Raw genomic sequence first — 9648 nt, forward strand, 5'->3', positions numbered from 1 at the left:
GATTAATCAGGGTTTAAAGAGACAAAATCGAATTTTGACGGAAAACTATGGCTAATTATAACGTCAATTACTTCCCCTGATTGCTCCCATTCTATTACTTCTAAAATTAGCGCACTAATTCTCAATCTTACTAAGCCACAAACGGTCAGTAAAACCGATTTATATCGACTTTTATTTAATCTAAATCTTTCTTGAACTACCTTAAATACTTTGATAACTCGAATTAAATGATCAACAAAAATTCGCCGAGATGATAAAACTTTATTTTCTTTAATTTGATTCTCGGTTAATTCTACGTTCTTAGGTTTTTTATCAGGAGTTCTGATTTGATTTTCTCCCAGGTAAGCTTTATCTCCAATAAAAGTTTGTTGAGAATCGAATTTGCTTAAAGTTTGCCGACAGATTTTTATATCGCTCGTCGGACCAGGTTGACCAATAACTACATCAACAATATCTTCAGCTTTTGGCAAAACAATAAATTGACTTTTTAAAGTATGTCTTCTTTGCTTTCCCGAATAATATATTTTTTGCTCTTGATAATCGGTCGGCATCTCCACGGGCTGTTCTGCGCTATCGACAATCAACTCATAATTCCTTAATTGTTCAATTATTATTTCCTCTTCTTGGCACTTCTTTATTTGTTCTAACAAACTTGGCGGTAACTCTCCTTCAAAAAGTTTTTGCCAATAGGTAAAGATATTATGAGCCGTTGATTCACTCACTTGAAACATTAGTCCTAAGATTTGAAAGCTTAGATGATGTCTTAAATAAACCAACATTAGAACAATTTGTTCCTCTTCTGACAATTTAGGAGGTGTTCCGCTTCCTGGTTGATTAATCCTAATTTTGGTTTTTTCGATTTCTGATTGGTTTTTCCGATGTATAAGTTTTCCAAGGGCCATCAGTTGTTCTAGTTGTTGGTAGTCAATCCCTAATAGTCTTTTAGTTTGTTTCGGATATTTTTGAATGTATTGCCAAGGGTAGTTTTTCAAGGCTTTTTTTGAGTTACTATTTTTTTTATTATATCCTATTATTGTGATTTAATTAAATTAGGTCGAGGTCTAATGGAAACCCCAAACGTCAATGTAAAGAATGTGGTCAACCGTTTGTGATCAATCCCACTAATAAAACCGTCTCTGACGAAACCAAACAAATCACCACCCCCACAAATCTAACTATACTCATTACAATAGAAATATCAACGACCACGATAAAAAACTCTTATGCGGGTAACTATAAAATCGGCCTTGAGTGACAGTCATATCAATGCTAATCAAAGCAGCAGTCAACGTCAACTGATGCTATCGATCGCCGCCACCAGTGAACAGATTAACACAAATTTACCGATTAATCTTTGTTTAGTTCTCGATCATAGCGGTTCTATGCAGGGAAAACCCCTAGAAACGGTCAAAAAAGCGGCTTTAAGTTTAATAGAATCCCTCGGTATTAACGATCGTCTCTCGGTGATAGCTTTCGATCATCGCGCCAAAGTTATTCTTCCCTCCCAATCGCGACAGGATGATCTGACCTTAATTCGCTCAAAAATTCAACAATTACAAGCGGGAGGAGGCACGGCGATGGATGAAGGGATAAAATTAGGTATTCAAGAAAGTTCTACTGGCAGCAAAGGTTATGTGTCTCATATTTTTCTGCTTACCGATGGTGAAAATGAACACGGAAACAATCAACGCTGTTTAAAATTAGCCGCAGTGGCGGCTGAGTACGGTATCACCTTAAATACCTTCGGTTTTGGCGATCATTGGAATCAAGATATCCTAGAAAAAATTGCCGATATCGCTGGGGGAAGTTTATCCTATATCGAAAGACCCGAACAAGCTTTAATTGAATTTACTCGTCTATTTAACCGGCTGCAATCTGTCCGGTTAACTAACGCTTTCCTGCAATTAGAATTAGATGCTCGGACTCATTTAGCGGAGTTAAAACCCATTGCCCAAGTTGCCCCAGAAACTATAGAAATGAGCTTACAAAAAGAGGGCAATTTTTACATCACCCGTTTGGGTGATTTAATGATAGATGAAGAAAAAATTCTCCTCCTCAATCTCTATATTGACCAAATTCCCCCCGGTACTCACACCATAGCTAAAGTGAAGATTCGCTACGATGATCCCGCTTCCGGTCAAAAAGGGCTAGAAACTGCGACTGTTAGCCTTGATATCACCTCCCAAGCTCTCTATCAATCCCAATTAAACGATCAAGTTCACAAATCAATTCTGACTTTAGCCAAATATCGTCAAACCCAAATCGCCGAAGAAAAATTAAAACAGGGCGATCGAGCAGCCGCCGCCACCATGCTACAAACCGCGGCCAAAACTGCCCTACAATTGGGAGAAAAAAACGCCGCCACTGTCCTCCAAACTAATGCCACCCGTTTACAGGTGGGAGAAGAATTGAGCGAGGGAGATTTAAAGAAAACCCGCATTATTGCTAAAACAAGACTACAAACCGATGGATAAACCACTCATTGAAACAAAATCCCAATTCCCAGCAAAGCGATAATCACCCCGCAAATCGCCCGCAAGTTAATCCGATCCCCCATCATGGCAGCGATCGGCAGGACAAATAAAGGACTGGTAGCGGTGAGAGTTTGGGCAATACCCACAGGAGAGAATTTTAAAGCAGTTTGCTGTAACCAAATGCCTAAAAACGTACTGCCGAAAGCAGTGACAATAATAATAGCAATCAGACGCAATGACCAGTTAATCGCTGGTGATGATTCCTGACGGCGAAAAAACATCAGAATTAACACTATTCCCGTCCCCGCTAACAGACGAAAAAGGGTACTCTGCAAAGAAGACATTCCCGACTGCACCAGTGCCTGACGAGATAAAACCGCCCCCACTGCTTGGGAAATCGCTGCGATTAAAGCCCAGGGAATTCCTCGCCGCCAAGGGCGTTGACTATTGATTTCGAGAGTTTTTTCGGAAATAACCCAAGCAACCCCGAAGATGGTCAAAATAATGCCAATATAAGCCGATATTTTCAGGGATTCCCCCAAAAAAGTCGCCGCCAGAATCGCCCCCAAGGCAGGCGAAAGGGTTTCTAACAGGAGGGTTTTTCGCGGTCCCAAATAATTAAGGGCGGTAAAATAGGCCGTGTCACCGATTCCTATACCAATTGCGCCACTTGTCAAGAGTATAAATACCGAACTTTGCTGATTAATATCGCGCCATTGTCCGGAAAGGGGCAGCGTCAGGGCAATTAAAGCGATTGCGACTACTCCTTTCAGAAAATTAAGCAATAAAGGCGGGATTTTCTGGCCTAATAGGCTATAAATCGCCGCAGAAATCGCCCAAAGTGCCGCCGCACTCAAAGCCGCTATCTCTCCCGTTAAATTTTCACCGAGACTAAATCCGTTGAGCATTATAGCAGTTTTTATCAGGATGAGGCATGGGCAAGGGGCTTAAGTCCCTTGTTGGCAAAACTTGTCGATACCTTAGTAACGTGAAAAGCGCTATGTATCATCAATTGTTATGGTTTGAATTGAGAAAATCCTTCTTCCCTCTTGTCAAGATAACGGCTAAAGTGAGCGGCGGTGAGAGAACTAGAACGAAGCGCAAAGACTTTGTACCGTCCGCTCCACTGTGTTGTTAGACCGTGCCTCACCGATCCATTACTGATTTACTAAGCCTTGCAGTTCTTTGATGTCAATATCAATTCCTTGACGCTTCAGATATTGACTCAGATTGATTTGAATGAATAGATCTTTGAGTTCTTCCGCGATCTCTGGTGGTGGATTCCCGGATAATGCTGTTGCGATCAGGCGTTCTGCGGCTCGTAGCTCACCACATTCGATCGCTAAAGATGCAGCGCTACGGTGGAGGACAGATCGAGTGGGTTCGGCATCGAGAACGCCAGCAATTAAATTAGCAGCTTGGGTTTCTTGTTCAAAGGCTTGGCGTGTCAACTGTGTCGCCTGTTTGATCGCGCCTCTCAAGCGGGCGACTGCCGCTGCCTCGGCTAAATCCATTGCTTGTTGGTGAAACGTTTGAATCTGGCTCATTGAAGTAAGGCTCCTTCAGGATTCTGTTTTGTGCTAACGACAGAGATCGGGCGACTGAACTCTACCACAATGATATAGGCTGGCAACCCTTCTGCGTCAGATGGACCAGTTTGTTCGATTTTTTGCTTGACTCTGGCATTAATTTTACTGCGATTGCCCTTACGAATCCCAGAGACTTCTAGGCGTGCCATTCGCTCAAACGGCAATGTGATAGCTGAATCTTGACTTCCTAACCAATAATCAAATCCAGTCCCTTTTCGGGAACGTTCAATAACTGTGAGATTGGTCAATTGCAGAATTAACAGGAATGCGATTCCATAAGCAGCTTGTTCCGTCGTGTACTCTTGATCATTCCAACATCGTCGGGTTTGCTCGGTGACAGGTTGCCAATCGAGTTTGAATTGAGTGGAAAATTCTCCCTTAACTTCGAGTGTTACTCCTGGTTGGTGAGCTTCATCGGTTAGACAAATCGCAGCTGCTTCCGCGATCGCAGACCCAAAAGCGGGCGTGATAGCGGGAAGTCCTTGGTTAAGGCTTTGTAAGTTTAGAACTAGAGGCTGACTCAAAGCGTTATTGCCCCACAGAAACTAGAGGCTCAATTTTACCTTAAATGTCGGCTTGAAGGAACCCTCGGTTTTACCTCGGAGATGAAAGGTTACGCCAATATAAAACAGCACTTCGACAGGCTCAGTGTCCACACTTCGACACATTTCGACACGCTCAATGTAAAGGCTCAGTGACACGAAGCACAGCTAAAAATAAGCGACCCTGTTGCAACTTTTGCCCCTCTATTTTAACCTAAACATTGGGAATCTTCGCTAACATTCCCCAACTGGTCCCACCAGAGCGGCATCGCACTTTAACCCACAGCTGCAATAAATGTGCATGGTGCGTTCCCCAAAAATCGATCGGTGGAGCAGTGGGAGTCACATTAGGGAACGCACCCTACCAGATCGGCGATCGCACTTAACAAGCAATATAATCGTGAGTGGTTAATCAGTTTGAAGGTGGTCGCCATTCTTTCTGATATGCTCTATTTCGCTCCACAAGAATTTTAATAGACTCATCGGGAAGGTTTAGCTCTCTTAATAAGCAAATTTGTAGAATCACAGTCAACGTATGAAAAAGTTGAAATAACTCCCGACCCCTTGCCGCCTGTTGTCGTTTTTCTTTATTATGATGCGTCAATGCATTCCGAGTTTCAGAAGCTCTCTTAGAAAATAATTCCCTATCTTTTTTGTTTCCTATAAAATCTGGCTTATTTGGCAGCAAGGAGGACACTTTATTAAGAATTTCTTTGAGTCTTGTCTCTAAAGTAAAGCTTGTTTGATTTTTTAGTTTTCCCTTTAAAGCATTTCTAAACTCATCACTAATTCCATTTTCTTGATTATCACTTTCACTTGGAAAATCGTTCAATACCTCTATAAATTTCTTGTAAAGTCCTTTTTTGTAAATCTTTCTATCTTGATATGAACCTTCATACTTGCTTGTATGATAAGCCTCCAAAGCTTGGATTATATTTAGAAATTTATAACCCAAGTAAAGGCTAGAGCTATACATTGTTGCCATTAACAAGTCAAAAACAGGTTCATATTCCTCCCTTTTATTAATCCATGCTTCAAAGAATGATCCCAAATTGGTTTCTACATCACTAAATCGAAATAGCATTTCATTGGGGGACAAGTTTATCTCAGAACTCTTCGTAGGATTGCATACATCAAATATTATGATGACTTGAGTTTCCCGCGCCTCTTTTTCCAGTGTGAAATCTCCATTTGCTTGCTGTACAGGCTTTTCATGAATGACATCTGCTTTCCCAGTAACCTCAATTACTAAAGTTGCTTTTGTCATTGCAAAGCTTAACAAATCACTGAATCTTATCAATAAATTGACACAATCATCTATTGGTTGATTGCAGGGATTTTGTATGGTCAGATAAGTTTTTTGCTCAATATTTGCATTGTACGCGTTAGGGTAAAATGGATAAACACATACTGAAGAAAAGGTAATATATAAATCGAGACTGCCAATTTTCGCCAAATGAATACTCGATGGCGGCTGATAACTCATCCATATTTTGTTCTCTTCTTGAGATACAAAAACCTCTATTCCAGATTTGCCAACCCATTTCTCTAGATGAGAATATTGAACAGAAATAGATTTAAATTTTATGTCCTGTTCATATTCAAAGTGAATTTTTCTAAAAACATACCTGACATTGAACGAAATGCGTGTCAATCTGCCTTTTACAAATTCAAAGCTTTTACTTCGTTCAGAACACCTGTATAAGGTAATTTCTTCATTGTTATCAAGCAAACCGAGAATAATGATTTCCTCAAACTTTATAAAGTCAAGTCGTACAGCTGATGTTAGATTTGATTCCCCTTCAATGGAAAAAATCTCATTTGGAAAGGCAATGTCTTCTACCTGACCTATCTCTTCAAACTGTGAACTATAAAGCGAACCAATTAATTCTAATGTTGCGCCACTCTCAGGCGAAAAGCTTAGTTTTCCTGGAACTACTACTTCTGGTTTGTTAGGAAGCCACCACTTCCCTAAGCTCACAAATTCTTCAAGCATCTGCGTTCAGTATGTATTTGGCTCGGCGCTGATTATACTATGAAATTTTATCCAGAGCAATGTTTGCTCACAAGTAACCTTAAATTACATTTTACTAAAAACTTTCCGCCAGTCTAACCCTACATCCCAACAGCTTCGCCTCCGGTTACGCCCCTACCAAGGACTAAGCGGCATAACTACATATTATAGGTCAACTTTCTGCATAACACTCTCCAGAGTAAAGATATACGGAAACTTTCTGCATAATACTCCATTTAGGCGCAATCGCCAGAAGTTTTCCCCATATCACCCCACCTCTCCGAACAGTTGTCAAGACTCCCAGGGAAAAAGCCGCGTTTGTTTACACAGCTTAATTAAGAGTTGTAACTTTTAATGAACAGGAAGGGAGTCTAGGGCTGAGAGCTTGCTATAGTGAATCCTAGCCGTTTTTTCACGGCTCGTCATTATCATCTCAGAGCCTTTACTCGTCCTAATCATCATCCCAGAGTAAAATCAATAATCCCTATGGTCAGCACGATCCAAAAACCAGAATTCGAGGAAATCCGTCCGGGTATAAAAGTTCCCGCTAAAGAAACGATCCTCACTCCCCGCTTCTACACCACTGATTTTGAAGCGATGGCGGAAATGTCGATCGCCGCTAACGAGGAAGAACTGAAAGCGATTTTAGAGGAATTCCGTACCGATTATAACCGGCATCACTTCGTTCGCAATCAAGAATTCGATCGCTCTTGGGAGCATATTGATGGCGAAACTCGTCGCTTATTCGTGGAATTTCTGGAAAGATCCTGCACGGCTGAATTTTCCGGCTTTCTTCTCTACAAAGAACTCGGCAGACGTTTAAAAAACAGAAATCCCGTCCTCGCAGAATGCTTTAACCTCATGTCCCGGGACGAAGCGCGTCACGCTGGGTTTCTTAATAAGGCTTTATCGGATTTTAACCTCTCCCTTGACTTGGGATTTTTAACCAAAAGCCGTAACTACACCTTCTTTAAACCGAAATTTATCTTCTACGCCACCTATCTTTCCGAAAAAATCGGTTATTGGCGCTATATCACCATTTATCGTCATCTCGAACAACATCCCGAAGATCGGGTTTATCCGATTTTTAACTTCTTCGAGAATTGGTGTCAAGACGAAAACCGTCACGGGGACTTCTTTGATGCGATCATGCGTGCGCAGCCTGATATTCTTAATGATTGGCGCGCTCGTCTCTGGTGTCGTTTCTTCCTGCTTTCGGTCTTCGCTACGATGTATCTCAATGATACTCAGCGTTCCGGTTTCTACGCCATTCTCGGTTTGGACGCTCGCGAGTACGATAAGTATGTGATCGAGAAGACCAATGAAACCGCCGGCCGCGTCTTCCCGATTGTTCTCGATGTGGATAGTCCTGAATTTTATGATCGCCTAGAGATTTGTGTTCGCAATAACGAGGGATTACGGGCGATCGATAGCGAAAACAGTGCCGCACCAGTTAAATTCCTGAAGAAATTGCCGATCTTCGCCTCTAACGCTTGGCAATTCCTCAAATTGTACCTGATGAAACCGATTCGGGTCGATAAATTAGCCGGTAGCGTCCGTTAAAAAGTTTGTTTTCTTGAGACATGGTGAGGGTGGGTGAAACCGCCCTTTTTTTGTCGATAAAATTCTTAAGAAAATCCTCTAACATTTCTATCCTCGCTAGACTGGATCCTAGGGGTGTTAACTAGCTTTTTACTTTTTACTTTTTACTTTTTCCTGTCAAAAATATGGCTATTTATAGTGAATTACCCACAGGACAACGTCTCTATCTCGATAATCAAGGGCTGCAGACGATTGTTACCCTCGCTAGTGGTGCAGTGGGACAACAACAGCAGTCTAGCAGTAGTTTTGCCACGGGAGTTTGGACAAAAGAACCCCAAATAGAGATAATTCCCCAAGGGGCGATGATTGAAATTATCACCGAAACCGGCCCCCACAGAATCCAAATTCAAGGAAGCAGTATCGGTTTTTCCTCCCCTCATACCTCTAGAGCTTCTCAGTCCTCTCAATCGACCACTGCTACCAGTTTCTCCTCCTCACCGATGCAACCGATGCAACCGATGCAACCGATGCAACCGATGAAAATGGGTAATATGTCGATGAATTTTGCCCCCATGGAAATGGAGATGGGAGATATGAAAATGAGTATGGGAGACACAAAAACCGTCAGCAAAGTCCGATTTTGTCGTCAATGCGGGGCAAAAGTAGCGGCAACCGATCGCTTTTGTAGTAGCTGTGGTCATCAGTTACAGCAATAAAACCTGTTTAGCTAAATCTATAACTCCTTTTCGGGCAAAATTTTGTTTATATTGGCTGAATTGACCTGCTTCCAACCAGATTTGTCCACAGCGATCGCACTTTGCGTACCAAATGGCGTGTTTATCGATGTCTAATACCATTTTTCTTTATTCTTGGCAGGTATCTTACCCCCCCTTGCCCCCCGACATCGGGGGGGTTAGGGGTGAGGGCAATTAACCATCTCTGCCATTACTTGTGAAAAATGGTATTAAAGCCATAGACGTGCTTGTCCCGTTGGAACGGGGGGGGGGAAAGCAGGATTATTTGGCGGAGCGGGTGTTGGCAAGACGGTTTTGATTACCGAAATGATTCATAACATCGTCAAGCAATATCAGGGAATTAGTATCTTCTGTGGAATTGGGGAGCGATGTCGGGAAGCCCTAGATTTATATCAAGAAATGCGCGGAGCCGGGGTTTTGCAGAATACGGTGATGATCTTTGGGCAGATGGATGAACCGCCCGGTGTCAGATTTCGCGTCGGACACGCCGCACTGACGATGTCGGAATACTTTCGCGACACGGCCAAACAAGATGTCTTACTGTTAATTAACAATATCTTCACCCCGTGTGCAACTATATTTTCAGTCTTGATTTACCGAAATTTTGGGTTAAAGCCCCGTCCTTTTAGGACGGCTTTTTAAACTATATCTTGTTAACTTAACTTTTATTGTGCTATACTGATTTTGTCTAAGTCCCCCCTGCGTAAAATGTTTGTCTTAGAGTTTAAAGTT

At 42.0% G+C, this 9648-nt stretch carries 10 protein-coding genes and 1 pseudogene; 5 read left to right on the forward strand and 6 right to left on the reverse strand.

All coding sequences use genetic code 11. The features are described from left to right. Positions 1-2: 2 nt before the first annotated feature. Complete coding sequence (locus tag O9334_RS20470; protein ID WP_288002183.1) at positions 3-992, reverse strand: transposase family protein; 990 nt, start codon at positions 990-992, stop codon at positions 3-5. A gap of 74 nt (positions 993-1066) precedes the next feature. Here O9334_RS20470 and O9334_RS20475 point away from each other — a divergent pair. Together O9334_RS20475 and O9334_RS20480 are read left to right on the forward strand one after the other, a co-directional pair. Next, positions 1067-1168: pseudogene (locus O9334_RS20475) on the forward strand (ISNCY family transposase); the annotation flags it as partial. 55 nt (positions 1169-1223) lie between these two features. Continuing rightward, positions 1224-2474, forward strand: a complete 1251-nt coding sequence (locus tag O9334_RS20480; protein ID WP_288002186.1) for a vWA domain-containing protein — start codon at positions 1224-1226, stop codon at positions 2472-2474. Between the two features lie 5 nt (positions 2475-2479). On the opposite strand, the gene O9334_RS20485 is transcribed toward O9334_RS20480, so the two are convergent. The 4 genes from O9334_RS20485 to O9334_RS20500 all read right to left on the reverse strand — a co-directional run bounded on the left by O9334_RS20485 (position 2480) and on the right by O9334_RS20500 (position 6601). Next, positions 2480-3382, reverse strand: a complete 903-nt coding sequence (locus tag O9334_RS20485) for a DMT family transporter (protein ID WP_288002189.1) — start codon at positions 3380-3382, stop codon at positions 2480-2482. Positions 3383-3631: 249 nt separating this feature from the next. Beyond that, a complete protein-coding gene (locus O9334_RS20490; RefSeq protein WP_045360666.1) occupies positions 3632-4021 on the reverse strand; it encodes a hypothetical protein in 390 nt (129 codons plus the stop codon). Beyond that, on the reverse strand, positions 4018-4587 hold the full coding sequence (locus tag O9334_RS20495; RefSeq protein ID WP_190381574.1) for a hypothetical protein: 570 nt from the start codon (positions 4585-4587) through the stop codon (positions 4018-4020). Before O9334_RS20495 ends, O9334_RS20490 begins: the two co-directional genes overlap by 4 nt. A 430-nt stretch (positions 4588-5017) precedes the next feature. Beyond that, entirely contained in the window at positions 5018-6601 is a 1584-nt protein-coding gene (locus O9334_RS20500; protein WP_288002192.1) for an ApeA N-terminal domain 1-containing protein, read from the reverse strand. A gap of 504 nt (positions 6602-7105) precedes the next feature. On the opposite strand from O9334_RS20500, the gene acsF reads away from it, so the two are divergent. Beyond that, positions 7106-8182: a magnesium-protoporphyrin IX monomethyl ester (oxidative) cyclase gene (gene acsF, locus O9334_RS20505; protein ID WP_002752007.1), complete on the forward strand. Its 1077-nt coding sequence runs from the start codon at positions 7106-7108 to the stop codon at positions 8180-8182. 164 nt (positions 8183-8346) lie between these two features. Then, positions 8347-8877: a zinc ribbon domain-containing protein gene (locus O9334_RS20510; protein ID WP_045360662.1), complete on the forward strand. Its 531-nt coding sequence runs from the start codon at positions 8347-8349 to the stop codon at positions 8875-8877. On the opposite strand, the gene O9334_RS20515 is transcribed toward O9334_RS20510, so the two are convergent. Further along, the gene (locus O9334_RS20515; RefSeq protein ID WP_193745632.1) at positions 8866-9018 is read right to left on the reverse strand and encodes a TFIIB-type zinc ribbon-containing protein; all 153 of its coding nucleotides are present in this window, start codon (positions 9016-9018) and stop codon (positions 8866-8868) included. The genes O9334_RS20510 and O9334_RS20515 overlap by 12 nt on opposite strands. A 192-nt stretch (positions 9019-9210) precedes the next feature. Here O9334_RS20515 and O9334_RS20520 point away from each other — a divergent pair, with 192 nt between their 5' ends. After that, entirely contained in the window at positions 9211-9558 is a 348-nt protein-coding gene (locus tag O9334_RS20520; protein ID WP_288002196.1) for a hypothetical protein, read from the forward strand. Positions 9559-9648 lie beyond the last annotated feature (90 nt).

The sequence above is a fragment of the Microcystis sp. LE19-8.1F genome (genome assembly GCF_027531715.1).
Taxonomy (GTDB): Bacteria; Cyanobacteriota; Cyanobacteriia; order Cyanobacteriales; family Microcystaceae; genus Microcystis; species Microcystis wesenbergii_A.